16 protein-coding genes are annotated in these 19,500 nt (G+C 67.2%); 6 read left to right on the forward strand and 10 right to left on the reverse strand.

The features are described from left to right. Window positions 1-9 precede the first annotated feature (9 nt). Both ACFCQI_RS10935 and ACFCQI_RS10940 read left to right on the forward strand, forming a co-directional pair. Complete coding sequence (locus ACFCQI_RS10935; protein WP_395116583.1) at window positions 10-2,460, forward strand: acyl-CoA dehydrogenase; 2,451 nt, start codon at window positions 10-12, stop codon at window positions 2,458-2,460. 35 nt (window positions 2,461-2,495) lie between these two features. Next, complete coding sequence (locus tag ACFCQI_RS10940; protein ID WP_395116585.1) at window positions 2,496-2,969, forward strand: hotdog fold domain-containing protein; 474 nt, start codon at window positions 2,496-2,498, stop codon at window positions 2,967-2,969. A 3-nt stretch (window positions 2,970-2,972) separates the two neighbouring features. Here ACFCQI_RS10940 and ACFCQI_RS10945 read toward each other — a convergent pair whose 3' ends face one another. Further along, a complete protein-coding gene (locus ACFCQI_RS10945; protein WP_395116587.1) occupies window positions 2,973-3,878 on the reverse strand; it encodes a CPBP family intramembrane glutamic endopeptidase in 906 nt (301 codons plus the stop codon). 74 nt (window positions 3,879-3,952) lie between these two features. Beyond that, window positions 3,953-5,554 (reverse strand): peptide chain release factor 3, encoded by a 1,602-nt coding sequence (locus tag ACFCQI_RS10950; protein WP_395116589.1) that lies wholly within the window; start codon window positions 5,552-5,554, stop codon window positions 3,953-3,955. Between the two features lie 235 nt (window positions 5,555-5,789). Between ACFCQI_RS10950 and ACFCQI_RS10955 the strand changes: the two genes are divergently transcribed. The 4 genes from ACFCQI_RS10955 (at window position 5,790) to ACFCQI_RS10970 (ending at window position 9,546) form a co-directional block, all read left to right on the forward strand. Continuing rightward, a complete protein-coding gene (locus ACFCQI_RS10955; RefSeq protein ID WP_395116591.1) occupies window positions 5,790-6,233 on the forward strand; it encodes a hypothetical protein in 444 nt (147 codons plus the stop codon). Further along, the gene (locus ACFCQI_RS10960) at window positions 6,230-7,714 is read left to right on the forward strand and encodes an RAD55 family ATPase (protein WP_395116593.1); all 1,485 of its coding nucleotides are present in this window, start codon (window positions 6,230-6,232) and stop codon (window positions 7,712-7,714) included. Before ACFCQI_RS10955 ends, ACFCQI_RS10960 begins: the two co-directional genes overlap by 4 nt. Then, complete coding sequence (locus ACFCQI_RS10965) at window positions 7,711-8,547, forward strand: diguanylate cyclase domain-containing protein (protein WP_395116596.1); 837 nt, start codon at window positions 7,711-7,713, stop codon at window positions 8,545-8,547. Before ACFCQI_RS10960 ends, ACFCQI_RS10965 begins: the two co-directional genes overlap by 4 nt. Window positions 8,548-8,979: 432 nt before the next feature. Further along, complete coding sequence (locus tag ACFCQI_RS10970; protein WP_395116598.1) at window positions 8,980-9,546, forward strand: manganese efflux pump MntP family protein; 567 nt, start codon at window positions 8,980-8,982, stop codon at window positions 9,544-9,546. Between the two features lie 39 nt (window positions 9,547-9,585). On the opposite strand, the gene ACFCQI_RS10975 is transcribed toward ACFCQI_RS10970, so the two are convergent. The 8 genes from ACFCQI_RS10975 to ACFCQI_RS11010 all read right to left on the reverse strand — a co-directional run bounded on the left by ACFCQI_RS10975 (window position 9,586) and on the right by ACFCQI_RS11010 (window position 19,448). Further along, on the reverse strand, window positions 9,586-10,974 hold the full coding sequence (locus ACFCQI_RS10975) for a M20/M25/M40 family metallo-hydrolase (protein WP_395116600.1): 1,389 nt from the start codon (window positions 10,972-10,974) through the stop codon (window positions 9,586-9,588). 78 nt (window positions 10,975-11,052) lie between these two features. Continuing rightward, window positions 11,053-11,775: a response regulator gene (locus ACFCQI_RS10980; RefSeq protein WP_395116602.1), complete on the reverse strand. Its 723-nt coding sequence runs from the start codon at window positions 11,773-11,775 to the stop codon at window positions 11,053-11,055. After that, window positions 11,772-13,202, reverse strand: a complete 1,431-nt coding sequence (locus ACFCQI_RS10985) for an ATP-binding protein (protein WP_395116604.1) — start codon at window positions 13,200-13,202, stop codon at window positions 11,772-11,774. The genes ACFCQI_RS10980 and ACFCQI_RS10985 overlap by 4 nt, the downstream gene beginning before the upstream one ends. 42 nt (window positions 13,203-13,244) lie before the next feature. After that, the gene (locus ACFCQI_RS10990; RefSeq protein WP_395116606.1) at window positions 13,245-15,122 is read right to left on the reverse strand and encodes a potassium transporter Kup; all 1,878 of its coding nucleotides are present in this window, start codon (window positions 15,120-15,122) and stop codon (window positions 13,245-13,247) included. Window positions 15,123-15,390: 268 nt separating this feature from the next. Beyond that, window positions 15,391-17,520: an elongation factor G gene (fusA, locus tag ACFCQI_RS10995; protein WP_395116608.1), complete on the reverse strand. Its 2,130-nt coding sequence runs from the start codon at window positions 17,518-17,520 to the stop codon at window positions 15,391-15,393. 236 nt (window positions 17,521-17,756) lie between these two features. Next, window positions 17,757-18,203, reverse strand: a complete 447-nt coding sequence (locus ACFCQI_RS11000) for a hypothetical protein (protein WP_395116610.1) — start codon at window positions 18,201-18,203, stop codon at window positions 17,757-17,759. A gap of 211 nt (window positions 18,204-18,414) precedes the next feature. Further along, window positions 18,415-19,098: a M24 family metallopeptidase gene (locus ACFCQI_RS11005; RefSeq protein WP_395116612.1), complete on the reverse strand. Its 684-nt coding sequence runs from the start codon at window positions 19,096-19,098 to the stop codon at window positions 18,415-18,417. Beyond that, window positions 19,095-19,448, reverse strand: a complete 354-nt coding sequence (locus ACFCQI_RS11010; RefSeq protein ID WP_395116614.1) for a DUF1304 domain-containing protein — start codon at window positions 19,446-19,448, stop codon at window positions 19,095-19,097. The genes ACFCQI_RS11005 and ACFCQI_RS11010 overlap by 4 nt, the downstream gene beginning before the upstream one ends. Between the last annotated feature and the right edge of the window lie 52 nt (window positions 19,449-19,500).

The raw sequence follows: 19,500 nt of genomic DNA on the forward strand, positions 1-19,500 counted from the left end.
GGTGTCGAGATGTCCGTGTTGCTTACCTTGCTGGCGGCGTTGATTGCCTCCGGCGTCTGCGCCTATCACCGCACCAGCCTGCGTACCTGGGCCATCGTCACCGTCGCCGCCACTCTCGTGGTGGGTCTGCTGGTGCGCGCGCCGGCCACGATGGTGATCCTGCTCCTCATCGAGCTGGCGATCGCGCTGCCGCTGCTGATGGTGGACTTCCGCCGCAAGCAGATCAGCGCGCCGCTGCTGAAAATGTTCGCGAAAGTCACGCCGAAGCTTTCCGAAACGGAACAGACCGCGCTGGAAGCCGGCACCGTGGGTTTCGAGGGCGAGCTGTTCTCCGGCAAGCCGGACTGGCATGAACTGCTGAAGCAGCCCAAGCCCGAGCTCTCCGTGGAGGAGCAGGCCTTCATGGACGGCCCGGTGGAAGAGCTGTGCGCGATGATCGACGACTGGCAGATCACGCACGAACTGGCCGACCTGCCGCCGAACGTGTGGGAGTTCATCAAGAAGAACAAGTTCTTCGGCATGATCATCCCCAAGCAGTACGGCGGCCTGCAGTTCTCCGCGCTGGCGCACTCGGCGGTGCTGCAGAAGCTGTCCACGATGTCGGCCACGGTGTCCTCGACCGTGGCGGTGCCGAACTCGCTGGGCCCGGCCGAGCTGCTGCTGCACTACGGCACCGACGAGCAGAAAAACCACTACCTGCCGCGCCTCGCCGTCGGCGAGGAAATCCCCTGTTTCGCCCTGACCGGGCCGTATGCCGGCTCTGATGCCACCTCGATTCCCGACGTGGGCATCGTCTGCAAGCAGATGGTCGACGGCGTGGAAACGCTGGGACTCAAGCTCACCTTCGACAAGCGCTACATCACGCTGGCGCCGATCGCCACGGTGGTCGGCCTCGCCTTCCGCATGTACGACCCCGAGCACCTGCTGGGTGAAGAAGAGGATCTGGGCATCAGCCTGGCACTGCTGCCGCGCTCGACGCCGGGGCTGCAGATCGGCCGCCGCCATTTCCCGCTGAACATCCCGTTCCAGAACGGCCCGGTGCACGGCAAGGACGTGTTCGCGCCGCTGTCGGTGCTGATCGGCGGACCGAAGATGGCCGGCCACGGCTGGCGCATGCTGGTCGAGGTGCTGTCGGTGGGCCGCGCGATCTCGCTGCCGTCCAACGCCACCGGCGGCATGCGCGCGTCGGCGCTGGCCACCGGCACCTACGCGCGCATGCGCAAGCAGTTCGGCCTGGCGGTGGCGCGCTTCGAGGGTGTCGAGGAGGCGCTGGCGCGCATCGGCGGCCTGGCTTACGCCACCGCCGCGCTGTCGCGCGCCACGGCGGCGGCGGTCGATCGCGGCGAGAAGCCGGCAGTCACCTCGGCGATTGCCAAGTACCACGCCACCGAGTGGGCGCGCCAGGTGGCGGCCGACACGATGGACGTGCACGGCGGCAAGGCGGTGCAGCTCGGGCCGAAGAACTACGCCGGCCGCGGCTGGTCGGCGGTGCCGATCGCGATCACGGTGGAAGGCGCCAACATCATGACGCGCAGCCTGATGATCTTCGGCCAGGGCGCGATCCGCTGCCATCCGTACGTGCTGAAGGAAATGCAGGCGCTGTCGATCGCCGACCGCGGCGAGCAGCTGAAGACGTTCGACCGGCTGCTGTTCGGCCACCTCGGCTTCGGCATCTCCAACGCGGTGCGCAGCTTCGCGATGGGCCTCTCCGGCGCGCGCATCGGCGAGGCCGCTGGCGATGCCTACACCCGCCGCTACTATCGCAAGCTCGATCGCTACTCCGCCGCGCTCGCGCTGTGCGCCGACGTGTTCATGGGCGTGCTCGGCGGCAAGCTGAAGTTCAAGGAGAAGCTGTCGGCCCGCCTGGGCGACGTGCTGAGCTACCTGTACATCGCCAGCGCCATGCTCAAGCAGTACGAGGACAACGGCCGGCCGGAAGCCGACCGCCCGTTCCTGGCCTGGGGTTTCCACGAGTGCATGTGGCTGATCCAGAATGCGCTGGACGGCGCGATCCGCAATTTCCCGGTGCGCCCGGTGGCGTGGCTGCTGCGCGTCCTGGTGTTCCCGCTGGGCCGCCGCGAGGTGCCGCCGTCCGATCGTCTGGGCCGCCGCGTCGCCGCGCTGCTCACCGCGCCGAACGAGGCGCTCGACCGCCTCACCGACTGGGTCTACACCACGCCCACGCCGAACAACACGATCGGCCGCATGAAGGCGCTGCTGCCGGACGTGATCGCCGCCGAGCCGGTCGACCGCAAGTTCGGCAAGGCGCTCAAGTCCGGTCAGTTCAGCTCGCACGACTATCTTGACCAGCTCGTCGAAGCACAGCAGGCCGGGGTGATTTCCGAAGCGGAGGCGGAGTTGCTCAGGCGCGTGCGCGAGGGCGTGTTCGAGTTCATCTCGGTCGACGATTTCGATACCGACGAGATGCGTGCGTTCAAGACGCGCGCGGACGCCGGGTGAGCCGTGCGGACCGGTTCCATTTTGGAGGGTGACCGGTGAGCGCCTCGGTGCTGTCGCTGTATCGGCGCATCACGCGCTGGCCCGCGGGCCACTGGCTCTTCTCGCGGCTGATCTGCCTGAAGGCGCCGTATTTCACCACCATCGCGCCGCGCTTTGTGACATTGCAGCCGGGCCGCTGCGAGGTACGCATCCGCGATCGCCGGCGCGTGCACAACCACATCGGCACGGTGCACGCGATCGCGCTGTGCAACCTGGCCGAGCTCGCTGCCGGCATGATGGCCGAGGCGACCGTGCCGGCGGACATGCGCTGGATACCCAAGGGCATGAGCGTCGAGTACCTGAAGAAGGCGGTCGGCTCGATGCACGGCACGGCGACCCCGGAGGCGGCCGCGCCGCCGGCGGGCGCGAGCGGGGAATGGCCGGTCAGGGTAGAGGTGGTCGATGGCGCGGGCGACACGGTGTTCCGCGCACGCGTGCTGATGTGGTTGTCCCCGCGCAAGCGCGGCTGAACCTCACGGGCTCCGGCGCCGCCAGCACGGCGGCACGATGCTGCCGCGGCGCAGGGCGACGGCGAGCAGGCCCAGCGAACACAGCGTGCACAGGCTCAGCGCCACCACCGACGCCTCGGCGCCGAACACGCCGCCGCTGAGCCAGTCCGGACCGTGGCGGCTGGAAACCAGCCAGCCTTCCGCCTGCGAGCCCGACACCGGGATGCCGTAGATCGTGCCCTGGGCGAAGTTCCACGCCGCGTGCACGCCCATGCACACCGGCAGCGAGCGCGTCACGTGGTAGAGCAGGCCGAACAGCAGGCCCGCCTCGATCGCGATTGCCGCCGAGCTCCACAGCGTGGCGCCGGGGTTGGCGATGTGCACCGCGCCGAACAGCAGGGCCGAGATGGCCAGGGCCCACCACGTTCCCAGGCCTTCCTCGACGATGCGAAACAGCACGCCGCGGAACATGATCTCCTCGCCGATACCGGCGCCCAGCCCCACGACCAGCAGCGCACCCAGCCAGGGCGCGTCAGCGCGGATGGCCTCCACGTGGTAGCTGCCGGCCAGCCACAAGGCCGCCACCACGGCGCTGAACAGGACCAGCCCGATCAGCACGCCAAGCAGGCCTTGCGGCAGCAGCGTGCGCGGGGCCAGCTCGGCGAGCGGCCGGCGTTCGATCAGCCTCACCAGGATCAGATATGCCGCCAGCGGTACCAGCGCACGCAGGACGAACTGCGCCAGGTCGCGCTGCAACACCGGCGTGTCCTTGTCCAGGCCGAGTGCGAAGAAGGCGAACTGCACCGCCACCATGAGACCCGCCAGCCAGGCCACGAAGATCGCGATCCGCGCCGGTGGGGAAAACAGCAGCCAACGCTGCCACCGAGGTGCCGTGGCCGGTGTGGAAAACGCCAACGTCTGTTGTTGCATGCAGCCTCCCCTTGTGCGAACGCCCAAGGTAGCGGCGTGCCGGCGCGCTGGCCAGTGGGGCAGGGTGGCTTTGCTCAGGCTTCCACGGAGGCGGCATGCTCGCGGGTGGCGGCGAAGCGCACCTGCGGCCAGCGCTCCTGCGCCAGCTGCAGGTTGACCCGCGTCGGCGCGATGTAGACCAGCTCGCCGGCACCGTCGATGGCCAGGTGCATCGCGTTCTTCTCGCGAAACTCATCCATCTTCTTCTCGTCGTCGCAATGCACCCAGCGCGCGGTGCTCACGCCGACCGGCTCGAAGCTGGCGTCGACGTTGTATTCGTCCTTCAGTCGGTACGCCACGACCTCGAACTGCAGCACGCCGACCGCGCCGAGGATCAGATCGTTCGACATCAGCGGGCGGAAGAACTGCGTGGCGCCTTCCTCGGAAAGCTGCGCCAGGCCCTTCTGCAGCGCCTTCATCTTCAGCGGGTCGCGCAGCCGCGCGCGGCGGAACAGCTCGGGCGCGAAGTTCGGGATGCCGGTGAAGGTGACCAGCTCGCCCTCGGTGAAGGTGTCGCCGATGGTGATGGTGCCGTGGTTGTGCAGGCCGATCACGTCGCCCGGGTAGGCCGTCTCGACGATCTCGCGGTCGCTGGCCATGAAGGTCAGCGCGTTGGCGATGCGCACCTCCTTGCTGGTGCGCGTCTGGATCATCTTCATGCCGGCGTTGTAGGTGCCCGAGCACACGCGCATGAACGCGACGCGGTCGCGGTGCGCCGGGTCCATGTTGGCCTGGATCTTGAACACGAAGCCGGATAGCTTCTCCTCCTCCGGCTGGATCTCGCGCGTGGTGGTGGCGCGCGGGCGCGGGCTGGGCGCGTGCTCGACGAAGAAGTCCAGCAGCAGCTGCACGCCGAAATTGTTCACCGCCGAGCCGAAGAACACCGGCGTCTGCCGGCCGGCCAGGTACTCGTCGATATCGAAGGAGGGCGCGGCGCCCTGCACCAGCTCCAGTTCCTCGCGCAGCTCGCGCATCGCCTCCGCACCGATCTTCTCTTCCAGCCCCGGTGCATCCAGGCCCTTGAAGATGGTCGAGTCCTGTCGCGTGAAGTTCTTGCCCGCCTCGAAGATGTGTACCTCGTCCAGCGCCAGGTGGTACACGCCCTTCAGCCGCTTGCCCATGCCGATCGGCCAGGTCAGCGGCGCGCAGGCGATGCCCAGCACCGACTCCACCTCGTCCAGCAGTTCGATCGGCGAGCGGCCCTCGCGGTCGAGCTTGTTGATGAAGGTCATGATCGGCGTGTCGCGCAGCCGGCACACTTCCATCAGCTTGATCGTGCGCTCCTCCACGCCCTTGGCGCAGTCGATCACCATCAGCGCCGAGTCCACCGCGGTGAGCACGCGATAGGTGTCCTCGGAGAAGTCCGCGTGGCCCGGCGTGTCGAGCAGGTTGACGATCTTGCCCTCGTACGGGAACTGCATCACCGACGAGGTCACCGAGATGCCGCGCTCCTTCTCCAGCGCCATCCAGTCCGAGGTGGCGCTGCGCGACGTCTTGCGGCTCTTCACCGAGCCGGCCATCTGGATCGCGCCGCCGAACAGCAGCAGCTTCTCGGTCAGCGTGGTCTTGCCCGCGTCAGGATGGCTGACGATGGCGAAGGTGCGGCGGCGGCGGGTTTCGTCGAGATGGGTGGACATGGGGAGCGGGTCGGCTTGAGCGCGAACCGGTAATTGTAGCGTGGATCACAAGCAGGGCTTGGGTTGTCCAGGCCCGCGTCGTTCACCGGGCGGCCAACCAGCCACGGTTGCTGCAGCAAGCCGTGCACGGTTTTTTGCAAAGACTCCCGCTAGGTGCGCGGGGTCATCACGGCAACCGCACTGACCCGGGGCTAGGCTGCTCCTTCAACCGCACCGATGACAGACAACAGAACCCGTGGAAAGCCAGGAAATTCAGGAAAGCAAGGAAAGCCGCCGGATTGTCGCAACGCTGGTTCAGCAGGCCGGCGATGGGGCAACTGCGCCTGAATTGGCCGAGTTCGTCGTGTCTGCCTGGCAGACGATCGAAGCCTCCCTGACACCCATCATTGGTCAGTGCAGCGTGGCCACCCTGTATAAACGCAGTTGCTATCTCGCCAGCCGCGAACACGCCTGGTTGATGGACATCCATGATGGCATGCAGACAACGATGAATCTGGCTGCGTTGAAATCTGCATTGCTCGAGCATGGCAGCAGCGAGATTGCCGCTGGTGCGGGCCGCGCACTGCAGATGTTCTACGAGGTACTTGCCAATCTGCTTGGCGCATCGCTCACCGAAAGACTACTGCAATCCGTATGGGCCGATCTGTTGCCTGCCCCTACGCGGGAAAAATCAGCATGAACAACATCGTGACCATCAACCGCTTGAATACGGGCATCCCCGGTCTGGATGACGTGCTTGGCGGAGGGCTGCCGGAATTTTCGTTCAACCTGATCGCGGGGCCGCCGGGTTGCGGCAAGACCACGCTTGCGCACCAGATGATGTTCGCCCTGGCCACGCCGCAACGTCCCGCGATCTATTTCACGGTGCTTGGCGAGCCGCCGTTGAAGATGTTGCGCTACCAGCAGCAATTTGAATTCTTCGACGACGCGGCGATCGATCGTACGGTTCGCTTCATCAGCCTTTCCGACGACATGGTCGAGGGTGGCCTCGATCAGGTGCTGCGCCGGATCGTGGCCGAGGTGGAAGCCCGGAGCCCGGCATTGGTGTTCGTCGACTCGTTCCGGTCACTGATGCAAACGAATGCCGCCGGAGACGGCGCCCATCTCAACAATCAGCATTTCGTGCAGCAATTGGGCGTGTTGATGACAGGCTGGCAGGCGACGACGTTCCTGATCGGGGAATATTTCGATGAAGCCGAGGCCAATCCCGTGTTTACCGTGGCGGATGGCTTGATCTGGTTGCGCCAGAGCGTGCAACGCAACTCGATGGTGCGCAAGCTGGAGGTCAGGAAAATGCGCGGTCAGGCCACGTTGCCGGGCTTGCACACGTTCCGCATCAATGCCGCCGGACTGCACGTGTTCACCCCCGTTGCGGTTCCGGTCGCGAGGCCGATTGATGTCGATGCCACAGAACGACTGAAGATGGGCATCGATCGTCTCGACGAGATGCTGGGTGGTGGCCTGCCGCGTGGGTACTCGATGCTTGTTGCCGGGCCCTCGGGTGCGGGCAAGAGCATTCTCGCGGCAGCCTTTCTCGCCGAAGGCGCACGCTGTGGCGAGACGGGCGTGATTGCGGCATTCGAGCAGATGCCCAGTCTCGCGCAATCCCCGATGTTGGTTGAGCTGATCGAGAGGGGTTCGGTAGGCCTGGTGAACAACCGCGCGTCCGATTTGTCGATTGACGAAATCCTGTGGTTGCTGGTGTCGGAGATCCGCCGGCTGAAGGCTACCCGCGTGGTGATCGATTCGCTGTCGGGTTTCGAATTGGCGGTGGCGCCGACGTTCCGTCCGGACTTTCGCGAGAATCTGTCGCGCATGATCGGCGCGCTCGCCGCGGAAGGCGTCACCCTGCTGATGACCTCCGAGCTGGAAGATCGCTATACGGACCTGCGCTTCAGCCCCTACGGCACGGCCTTCATGACGGACGCGATCATCGTGCAGCGCTATATCGAGGTGGACAGCCGGTTGCTGCGCATGATGGCGGTGGTCAAGGTGCGCGGGAGCGCTCACTCCGATGAGCTGCGTCTGTTCGATATCAATGACGAGGGCATCCAGATCCGCGGGATGATCACCGACCAGGAGGGCTTGCTGGGCGGCCGGCCAGCCAGGAAGTATCCCGGTGACTCGACCGCCAGACCATCGGGGAGTCCTCGTGAATGATTTGGCCCCTCGGTTCCCCTGCCAAGAGCAGCCAGCGGTCCGTCGATGGCAAAGCCGTAGCGCTCGCAGCTCGCGAACTCGCGCAGCTGCAACGAGAGCTCGAGCGCGTACGGGAAGTGCTGACCGGTTTGCAACAGACTCTGGCTCAAGTCGAGCCCGGTCCGGATACCATCCGGGCTTCGCAGCTCCGTGAAGCCAACGAGCATTTGATCCAGGCAGCCGTGCTGGCCCAGGGCGATGCCGATGCCGCCAAGCATGCGCTGGAAGTGGCGGCGCGCTCTGCCGAGCTGGACGTGTTGACCGGATTGCCGAATCGACGCGTATTGCTCGATCGCGTTGCCCAGGGTATCGCCATGGCGAAACGGGGCGGGCGTGGGTTGGCGGTGGTTTTCATTGACCTGGACGACTTCAAGCAGGTCAACGACGCGCTCGGTCACGCCACCGGCGACGAGGCACTCAAGGTGGTGGCGCAACGTCTCTCGTCATCGATTCGCGATGTCGACACGGTGAGCCGTTACGGCGGCGATGAGTTCCTGATCCTGCTGTCGGATTTGTCAGGCCGGGCCGACGCCGCCGTGGTGACCGACAAGATGGTCGTGGCGCTGGCAGCGCCGATGCAGCTTGGCGAGCACGTGGTACGGATGAGCGCGAGCATTGGCGTCAGTGTCTATCCAGATAACGGTTCACAGGGCGACACGCTGATTCACCAAGCCGACGTCGCCATGTACCGGGCCAAGAGACAGGGCACGGGCGGGATTGCGTTCTACGACGATGAAGTCGCCGATGCATCGGCGCATGGTGTGGCAGCGCCGACATTGCGGAAGGACGCTTGATGCGCCACGACGAATCGTTGCTTGGGCACGACCGTCACCATGCGCAAGGGTGCGGCCGCAGGCCTTTCCGTGACTCCGGCGAGCACAGTCGGAGACCTGACGCACGATGATTCCAGCCGTGGGGTTGCTTCCGCCAGGCGCCGAGGGGTGCGCCATTGGCGGCCGCCCGCGGCTGTGCATCCTTCGCGCCGGCACCGGACCGGCGATGCGTCTGTGGTAATCTGACCGCCGCGCTGCGGGCTTTGCCGGCAGCGCAACATCCCTTGGGGAGTAGCCTGCCTCGTTGCGACGAGGCGTCTCCGTCAACATGCTCGGCGTCCATCCGCCGTGGCGAAGACACCGATCCTGGTTGGCGAGACCAACGGCTCACGGCGCCACTGCGGTCGGGCGCGTCGTGGTGCCGTTGCGCCTGGCCCGACCGAATGGCTGCTCATGAACCCCGTCTCCATCCTGTTGCTTGGCTTTGCCATGTCCACCGATGCGTTTGCCGCGGCGATCGGCAAGGGCGCGGCGATGGCGCGCCCGCGGCTGTCCCAGGCGCTGCGTGCCGGCGCGATCTTCGGCGTGATCGAGGCGATCACGCCGGTGGTCGGCTGGCTGCTGGGCAAGGGCGCTTCGCGCTACATCGAGGCGTGGGACCACTGGGCCGCGTTTGGCCTGCTGCTGGCACTGGGCCTGCACATGATCTGGAACGGGCTCAAGCCCGAGCCGGACGAGCCGGTCGACGAAGCGAAGCGGCACGGTTTCGTCGGACTGGCCATCACCGGCCTGTCCACCAGCATCGACGCGCTGGCGGTGGGCGTGGGGCTGGCCTTCGTCGATACGCCGATCGCGGTGGTCGCGGTGGTGATCGGCCTGTGCACCTTCAGCATGGTCACGCTGGGCATCATGCTTGGTCGCGCGCTGGGCGAGGTGGTGGGCAAGCGCGCGGAGATGATCGGCGGTTTCATCCTGATCGGGGTGGGCGTGGTAATTTTGTACGAGCACCTGGCCGGGTGAGGCGACGCCCACCTCGCCGGCACGGTCGCGCCGAGCGGCTTACTTCGCCAGCTTCGTCAGCAGGCTGTGCCAGAAATCCAGCGCGGCCGGGACCTCGGAGGCCAGCAGTTTTTCGTTGAGGCCGTGGGCGAAGCTGTCGCCGGGTTTGCCGAAGTTGGGCGAGACGCCGTAGCTGGGCACGCCGGCGTTGCGGAAGTGCAGGCTGTCGGAGGCGCCGGCGGACATGCCTGGCACCACGTCCAGCCCCGGGAAGCGCTCGTGCACGGTGGCGGTGACGGCGGCCACGATGTCCTCGCGCAGCGGCGAAGCCGGGCTTTGCACGGGCGGCGGTTGTTGCACGGTGATCTTCACGCTGGGGTCGGCCACCACCTGGTGGAGCGTGGCCTCGACGGCGGCGACGCTGGTGCCGGGGAAGATGCGGCAGTTGATGTTGGCGCTGGCGCGTTGCGGCAAGGCGTTGAGTGCGTGGCCGCCGTCGAGCATGGTCGCCACGCAGGTGGTGCGCAGCTGGCCGACGTAGGCGGGGTCGGCCGAGATGACCGCGGCGGCCCGGGCGTCGTCGGGGTGGGCGCTGAACTGCAGCATGGCCTGCGCCAGCGGGCCGTGGCTGTGCTCGCCCACCGCCTTCAGCGAGGCCAGGGTGATCTCGTTGTGCTGCACCGGGAAGGCGTAGCCGGCGACGCGATCGAGCGCCTGGGCCAGCCGGTAGATCGCGTTGTCGGGCGTCGGTTCGCTGGAATGGCCGCCGGGCGAGGTGACGGTGAGCAGGAAGTCCGCATAGGTCTTCTCGGCGGCCTGGATTTCATAGTCCACCGGCTTCAGCTGGTCGTCGAAGGTGCCGCCGCCGGCGTCCGCGTTGAGCAGGAACTCGGCGTCGTGGTAGCGCCTGGCCAGCTCGCGGGTGGAAGCCATCGCGGTCTCCTCGTCGCCGGAGAACACCAGGATCATCTCGTGGCCGGGCACGAAGCCCTCGCGCTTGAAGCGCATCATCGTGGCGACCAGGGTGACGAGGTTGGTCTTCATGTCGGAGGTGCCGCGGCCGTACAGGTAGCCGTTCTCCTCGATCAGCGTGAACGGGTCGCGGCTCCAGTCCTTCGGGTTGGCCGCCACCACGTCCATGTGCGCCGAGAGCAGGATCGGCTTGCCCTTGCCGCTGCCGCGGTAGTGCGCGACCAGCGCGGCGGTCTCGCCGACCGGGATGACCTCGATGTCCGACTTGGCGAAGCCGGCCGATTCCAGCTTGCCGGCGAGATAGCGCGCGAATGCCGGCACCTGGCCCTTGCCTTCCACCGTCTGCGCGGCGATGGCATGGCGCAGCATGGCCATGGTTTCGGGCATCAGCTGTGCGGTGGTTTCGGCGCCTGCGCTGGAAGGTTGCACAAGCGCCAACGCGAGGCCAACACAGGGCAACAAGTGGCGCATCGACATGGCGGCATTCCAGGCAGTGGCGTTGAATGCCGAGTATATCTGCCAGTGCACGCCCATCAGCCAGTGGCGGCAAGGATTTCAGCTGGGTGCGGATTCGTCGCCGCTGCCGTCCAGGAAACGGTAGCCTATGCCCGGCTCGGTCTTCAGCCAGCGTGGCGCGGCGGGATCATCGCCCAGCTTCTGGCGCAGGCGGCCCAGCACGATGCGCAGGTAATGCGTGTCCTGCACATGCGTCGCCCCCCACACCTCGCGCAGCAATTGCTGCTGGCTGATCACGCGGCCGGCATGGCGCAGCAGCAGGGAGAGCACGGCGTACTCCTTGCGGGTCAGCGCGATCTGTTTGCCATCGAGGCTGACTTCGCGACGGGCCAGGTCGATCGCCAGATGGCCGTCGGCATACCGCGGCGGCACGTCGGCCGCGCCGGTGGCGGGATGGTGGCGCAGCAGGGCACGAAGCCTGGCCATCAGTTCCTGCATGCCGAACGGCTTGGTCACGTAGTCGTTGGCGCCGTTGTCCAGCGCGCGCACCTTCTCGCTCTCGGCGCTGCGCACGGACAGCATCAGCACCGGCACCGAGCTCCATTGGCGCAATTCGGCCAGCACTTCATGGCCTTCGCGGTCGGGCAGGCCCAAGTCGAGGATGACCAGATCGGGCGATTGGGTAGCGGCCAGGGCCAGCCCTTCGGCAGCGTTGGCCGCCTGCAGCACCTGATAACCCCCGGCACGCAGGCCGATGTCGAGGAAGCGACGGATCTGCATCTCGTCGTCTATCACCAGCACGCGTGGCGCGGAAGTGTTCAAGCGCTGCTCTCCGGTGCGGGTGGCAGGGGCAGGGTGATGCGGATGGTGGTGCCGCCGCCAGCGGTAGCCAGCGCTTCCACGCTGCCGCCGTGCGCGCCGATCATGCCGCGACAGATCGACAGGCCCAGCCCGGTGCCATTGTTGCCGCGATCGCCACGCGAGACCGAATGGAACATGTCGAAGATGCGCGCCCGCTCATCCGGCGGAATGCCCGGCCCGTGATCGATCACCTCGATCTGCAGCTGTTCGCCGATCACCGCCGCCTCCAGGCGCACGGCCTCGTCGGGCGGCGAGAAGTGTGCGGCGTTTTCCAGCACGTTGAACAGCGCCTGCTCGATCAGCGCCGGGTGCACATAGAGCAGTACCGTCTCCTGCGGCAGCGCGGTCTGCACGGCGAGTGCCGGGAAGAACCGGCGCAGCCTGTCGGTGGCGGTCACCAGCACTTCGGTCGCATCGACCCAGTCGCGATGCAGCTTGAGCGCGCCATGGCCGAGCCGGGTCATGTCCAGCAGGTTCTGGATGTAGCGGTCCAGCCGCTGGCCCTCATGCACGATCGACTGCAGCAGCTCCTGCCGTTCGTCCCGCGGCAGCTGCGTTTCGTACATGGCAAGGGTGTCGGCGGCGCCGATCATCGAAGCCAGCGGCGAGCGCAGGTCGTGCGAGACGGAGGAGAGCAGGGCGTTGCGCAGCCGCTCGGTTTCGCCCTGCACGCGGGCCTGCTCGAGCTCGTGCGCCAGGCGGGCGCGTTCCAGTGCCAGTGCGATGTCCTGGCCCATCGCGAGGGCCAGCTCGCGCCGCTCGGCATCGGGTTCGTCCGAACCTCGCGTGGCAAACATCACCGTGCCGTGGCCGTGGGCGCCGACGGTCAGCGGAACCACCCACTCGCCGCCGGACTCACCGTTCCGATCGACGGCGGATGCTTGCTCGTCAGGGTTGATGTGGGCGGTTGCGCCGACCGCCTGCGTCAATGCGCGAGCGCCGACCTCGCGAATCGCCGCGGCACCGGCGGCGGTGGCCAGTTGCCTGCCCAGCTGCAACAGCGTGCGCGTGCGCTGCTGCGCGGTTCGCAGGGAGGCGATCTGGTCGGAGAGCCGGGTGGCCATGCGGCTGCAGACGAGCGCGACGATCAGGAACAGCACGATCGCCAGCACGTCGTCGCCGTTGGCGATGGCCAGCGTGTACCGCGGGCGGGTGAAGAAGAAGTTGTAGCCGAGGAAACACAATACGGCCGTATAGACGGCTACCGCCATGCGCTTGCGTACCGCGACAGCGAGCACGCCGGTCAGAAGGATCAGCGAGAGATTGGCGATCGACAGGTAGCGGTCGGCAACGAAAGTCAGCGCAAAAGCCGCCAGCGTGACCGCGGTGGCGAAAAGGTAGTCGGCCGCGGCCGCGTCGTGCGGGCGGCGTGGCGCCGGCTCATGCATGCGACGGGTGTTCCCGGCGATGGGTCGATGGCCGATGTCGTGTCATATCTCCACCTCCGATCCCAGTTCGATGCGCCGGTTGCCGGGAATCCGGAAGAACGCGGTCGCGGACAGCGCATTGTGCGCCATGAAGGCGAACAGGCGGTCACGCCAAGCCGCCATGCCGTGGGCATGCCGGCCGGCCACGACGGTCTCGCGGGACAGGAAGAAGGTGGTATCCATCATGTCGAACGGCAGGCCGTGATGGCCGCACTGTGCCAGTCGCAGCGGTATGTCCGGGTCCTCGCTGAAACCGAAACGCAGGCGCAACCGGGTGAAGCCCTGGCCCAGCGCAGTCCATTCAAGTCGTTCCGGAGGTTCGGCCCGGGGCGTATCCAGTGTCTCGACGGTAAGCAGCACATTGCGCTCGTGCAGCACCTTGTTGTGTTTGAGATTGTGCAGCAACGAGCTGGGAATCGCCTCGGCATTGGCGGTCAGGAACACCGCGGTGCCAGGCACGCGCACCAGCGGATGATCCGCCAGGTTGCGGATGAACGGCGCCAACGCCACGCCGCCTTGCTGGATTTCCCGTACCACCAGTTCGCGTCCGCGGCGCCAGGTCGTCATCACCGCGAACACGCACAGGCCCAGCGCCAGCGGAAACCAGCCGCCGTGTTCCACCTTGACCAGGTTGGCGCTGAAGAAGGCGACGTCCACCGTGAGAAGGGCAGTGCCCGTGGCGATCACGGCCGGCAGGCGCCAGCGCCACTGGTAGCGCGCCACCACCAGTGCCAGCAGGGTGGTGGTGACCATGGTGCCGGTGACGGCGATGCCATAGGCAGCGCCCAGGTTGTCCGACGAGCGGAAGCCGAGCACGGCCGCCACGATCAGGATCAACAGGATTCGGTTGATCCACGGCACATAGATCTGGCCGGCCATCTCCGACGAGGTGTGCACCACCCGCATGCGCGGCATGTAGCCCAGTTGCATCGCCTCGCGCGTCATCGAGAACGCGCCGGAGATCACCGCCTGCGAGGCAACCACGGTGGCGGTCGTGGCCAGCGCGATCATCGGATACAGCATGAAGCGCGGCACCAGGTGATAGAACGGATTGGCCACCGCGGCGGGGTCGTGCAGGATCAGCGCGCCCTGGCCGAAGTAGTTCAGCACCAGCGCCGGCAGCACGAAGTTGAACCAGGCCAACTGGATCGGGCGCCTGCCGAAGTGGCCCATGTCCGCATACAGCGCCTCGGTGCCGGTAACCGCCAGCACCACCGCCCCGAGCGCGAAGAACGCCTCGGCGTGGTTGCGCAGGAAGAAGTCGATGCCGTAGGTCGGGCTGAGCGCCCGCAGAACCTCCGGATGGCGCGCGATGCCCAGCACGCCGAGGCCGGCGATGCTGATGAACCAGATCACGCAGACCGGGCCGAACACGGCGCCGATCCGATGCGTGCCGTGCTTCTGCAGCCAGAGCAGCCCGATGATCACCCCGACGGTGATCGGCAGCACCCAGGGCTCCAGCCCCGGTGCGGCGACCTTCAGCCCCTCGACCGCCGACAGTACCGATATCGCCGGCGTGATCACGCCGTCACCATAGAACAGGGCGGCACCGAACAGGCCGAGCACGATCAGGCCCATGCGCAGATACGGCACGTCGCGCGCGCTGCGTTGGGCCAGCGCCAGCAAGGCCATGATGCCGCCTTCGCCGTTGTTGTCGGCGCGCATGATGAACAGCACGTACTTGATCGACACCACGATGATCAGCGACCAGAACACCAGGCTCAGCGCGCCCAGCACGTTCGCCGGCGTGACCGGTACGCCGTGCTCGCCGAACACTTCCTTCAACGTGTAGAGCGGGCTGGTGCCGATGTCGCCGTAGACCACGCCCACGGCGCCCAGTGCCAGGGCGGCGAGCCGGCGCCTTTGCGACGGGTTGTTCATGCGCCATGGCCGATGGCGATGGGCCCGGCGGATGCCGGTGCGACGGGAAGAACGACGAGGTGAAACATCTGCACTGCCTGGAATGGATCAGGCGCGCAGTCTGGGCGTCGGGCCGTAACAGCGGCATAGCGCCACGCGGTGACGGCATAAAATTCGCGTAAAAATTGCCGTGGTCGCCGCGAGCAGCCACCAACGAAAAGGCCCGGGATGCCAGCTCCCGGGCCTGCTCCATGTGTCGCGGTGGTTCTCGTCGCAGCGGCTGTCGGACCTACTTCGCCTCCTTCTCCATCAGCTTCTCCACCATGCTGGCGGGCACTTCCTGGTAGTGGTCGAAGATCATGCTGAAGTTGCCGCGGCCGCTGGTGGCCGAGCGCAGGAAGTTGATGTAGCCGAACATCTCCGACAGCGGCACGAAACCCTGCACGAAGGCCGACGTGCCTTTCTGGCCCTGGTCGGAGATGCTGCCGCGGCGACGGTTGATGTCGCCGATGATGTCGCCGAGGTAGCTCGCCTCGGTGACCACCTCCAGGCTCATGATCGGTTCGAGCAGCTTCGGCTTGCTGAGCTTCTGCGCCTCGCGGAAGCAGGCGCGCCCGGCGATCTCGAAGGCCAGTGCGGAGGAGTCCACGTCGTGGTACTTGCCGTCGATCAGGCGCGCCTTGAAATCCACCACCTCGTAACCGGCCACCTGGCCCTGGCGCGATTCGACCTCGATCGCGTGCTGCACCGCGGGGATGTATTCGCGCGGCACCCGGCCGCCGACCACCTCGTCGGAGAACACCACGCCCGAGCCCGGCTCGCCCGGCTCGAAGATGATCGTCACCTCGGCGAACTGGCCGGAGCCGCCGGACTGCTTCTTGTGCGTGTAGGTGTGCTCCACCGTCTGCCCGAACGCCTCGCGGAAGCTGACCTTGGGCTTGCCCATGTTCGCTTCCACGCCCAGCTCGGTGCGCATGCGGTCGATGGTGATTTCCAGGTGCAGCTCGCCCATGCCCTTGAGCACGGTCTGGCCGGTTTCCTGGTCCACCTCCATGCGCAGCGAGGGGTCGGCCTTGACCATCTTGTAGAGCGCGGTGGAGAGCTTGTCGACGTCGTTGCGGTTCTTCGGCTCCACCGACACGCTGATCACCGGGTCGGGGAAGCGCATGCGTTCGAGCAGGGCCGGGTGCGCCGGGTCGCTCAGCGAGTCGCCGGTCTCGGTCTCCTTCATCGAGACGAAGGCGCAGATGTCGCCGGCGCGGGTCTCGTCGATCTCGCGGGTGTGGTCGGCCTGCACCTCGACGATGCGGCCCACGCGCTCCTTCTTGCCGCGGGTGACGTTGAGCAGGGTGTCGCCCTTCCGGATCACGCCGGAGTAGATGCGGCAGAAGGTCAGCGTGCCGAACTGGTCGTTGATGACCTTGAACGCCAGCGCGCGCGCGGGCGCATCGTCGGTGACCGGCTGTTCGCCGATGGCGTTGCCGTCCTCGTCGACGATGGAGATGCCGCCGTTCTCGCCCGGGTAGGGCATGTAGTCGACCACGGCATCCAGCAGCTGCTGCACGCCCTTGTTCTTGTACGAGGAGCCGCACAGCACCGGCACCAGCTTGCCGCTGACGCAGCCCGTGCGGATGCACTTCTTCAGCACTTCCGGGTCGTGCTCGCCGGTTTCGATCAGGCGCTCGAAGGCGTCATCGTCCATCGCCAGCGCGTGTTCGAGCAGCTCCTGGCGCAGCGCGGGCAGTTGCGAGAGCCACTCGTTGTCGGCGGCCGTGGCGAACTTCAGGCGCTGCTGCGCCTCCTCGAAGGAGACCGTCTCCCACTTGCTGTCCTTGTCGTCGGACTGCCAGATCAGCGCCACGCCGGCGACCAGGTCGGCCATGCCGCAGAACTCGTCGCTGCTGCCCAGCGGCACCTGGCACAGCAGCGCCGGCGCGTTCAGGCGTTCGCGGATGCCCTTCACGCAGTGCGCGAAGTTGGCGCCGATGCGGTCCATCTTGTTGACGTAGCACAGCCGCGGCACGTGGTACTGGTCGGCCAGGCGCCAGTTGGTCTCGGTCTGCGGCTCCACGCCGGCGACGCCGTCGAACACGACCACGGCGCCGTCCAGCACGCGCAGCGAGCGGTTCACCTCGATGGTGAAATCGACGTGGCCCGGGGTATCGATCAGGTTGATCTGATGGCCCTTCCACTCCGTGGTCACCGCCGCCGACTGGATCGTGATGCCGCGCTTGCGCTCCTGCTCCATGTAGTCGGTGGTGGTGGAGCCCTTGCCGTCCTTGGTCTCGTGCGTGTTGACGATCTGGTGCTTGCGGCCGGTGTAGTACAGCACGCGCTCGGTCGTGGTGGTCTTGCCCGCGTCGATGTGCGCGATGATGCCGATGTTGCGGAAACGTTGCAGAGGTTTGCTGCGAGCCATGACGCGCGTCCATTGGAGAGGGCCGGAAGCGCAGGATGCGACCGGCGATCCGCCCATTGTAGCGAGGAGGGACGTGCAGGGATCAGGGCGTGGCCGGGCACGGGTGGCGGTGCGCCACGCGCTGCCGCTCCCCCGGGGATGGGGAGGGTGAGGGGATGAGGTTCCTGTTCTCGCTCCTCGTTTGCCGGGAGCGAGCCACCCGACCCTCCCCCGCAAGCCGGGGAGGGGGCGCAGGCTCAGCCCGCGACGATGCCGTAGTGCGGGTCGTTGCGCGCCGGTTCGCCCAGTTGGCTGAGCAGGATCGCGGTGCGGATGGTGAAGTCGTTCCAGCTCGGCAGCGCGGCCAGTTCCAGCCAGTCGGTCCATTCGGGCGCGAGTGAGCTGTCGTTGCGCCGTGCGGCGGCCTTGCGGCCGTCCAGGATGGCGTCGCGGATCGCCGGCATGCACGACATGAAGTGGCGCATGGTGTCCTTCTCCGTCACGGACAACCGGCTTGCCGGCGACTCCACCAGCCAGGTGCCGGCGGCTTCCATTTCCCACTGGTATTCGCCGGCCAGGAACCAGGTGAACACGTCGCCCTCGGCTTCGCCGGCGGCGACCGCGCGGGCGTGCTCCATGAAGCGGCGCACGGTCTGGTCGTGTCGATCTGACGTATCGGCGGAGTCGGTTGTAGTGGCCAGCATGTGCGTGTCCTCGTTCCCCAGTGGCGACGACCCGGCGAATGGGGCGCGTCGCGTTGCCTGCCTTGGCTCATGCACGAGCGGTGCCAAAAGTCTTGTCCACGCCGCCGGCCGCGCCAGCGCGGGCAGCGCCGGCCCAGGCTGCGCCTGCCTCGGCCGGTCGCGCTGCCGGCGGCCAGCGACGCGATGCGTCAGCTTGTGACCGGCGCGACCCTCAGCTCAGGCGGTTGCCCTCGAGCAGGTCTTCGTGGAAGGCGCCGAAGGGTTCGCTCGGGTGGGCGAGCTGGATCTCCAGTATCCACAGGCCGCTGGCCGGCACGCGGTCGAGGTCGCCGAGGTCGCCGCCGTGGTGGATCGCATGCGGAAAATCGCTGACCCGGTGGCCCTTGATCGCCTGGTTGAAACGCCAGCCCATGGCCGCGGCGCGTTGGGCGGCGAAGGCGTACAGGGCGCGGCCGCTCAGGCCGTCGTGGCGCCAGGCGTCGGCCACCTGCCGGAACAGGGCGCGCGCCGCGTCGGCGCAGGCCTGGCGTTGCGGCGCGTGACCGACCACGAAGGTATCGCCCACGTCGCCTTCGTGGCCGTCGAAGACCAGTCCGAGGTCGATGAAGTAGCTGTCGTTCTCGCCCAGCCGCACGCCCGGCTCGGAAGGCTCGCGGAACCCCTTGGTGGTGTTGCGGCCGATGCGGATCAGCGGCCGGTGCCACAACCGCTCGCTGCCGAGTTCGGCGAACACCTCGTGGGCGAGCGCCACCGCCTCCGGTTCGCTGATGCCCGGCTGCATGCGCGCGCGAATCGCCTGCAGCGCCGCCCAGCTGCGCTCGCGGGCGCGCAGCATCAGCGCCGGATCAAAGCGCGCCCCCACCGCTTCCCGGGCGGGGCCCTGCGCGCGGCTCAAGCGAGCACCAGCAGCAACGCGACCGCGGCCGGCAGTGCCTGGAACCAGAGGATCTTGCGCGCCGCGGTGAGCCCGCCGAACACGCCCGCGGCGAGCACGCAGCCAAGGAAGAACACCTTGATGGCGAACCCGTCCGGGCCGAGCCACACGCCCCAGATCAGCCCGGCGACGAGGAAGCCGTTGTACAGCCCCTGGTTGGCCGCCAGCGCCCGCGACTGTTCGGCGAACTCCTCGCTGAGGCCGAACGCGCGGCGACCGGAAGGTCGCGTCCACAGGAACATCTCGAGGATCAGGAACCACAGGTGCAGCAGCGCGATCAGGACGATCAGGAGGTTGGCGATGAGGGGCATGGCGTGCTCGCGATGAGGCCGTTCGGTGATTGTCGCAGCGGCCGATTCGATG

The sequence above is a fragment of the Rhodanobacter sp. FW102-FHT14D06 genome (assembly GCF_043950705.1).
In the GTDB taxonomy this organism is placed as follows: Bacteria; Pseudomonadota; Gammaproteobacteria; order Xanthomonadales; family Rhodanobacteraceae; genus Rhodanobacter.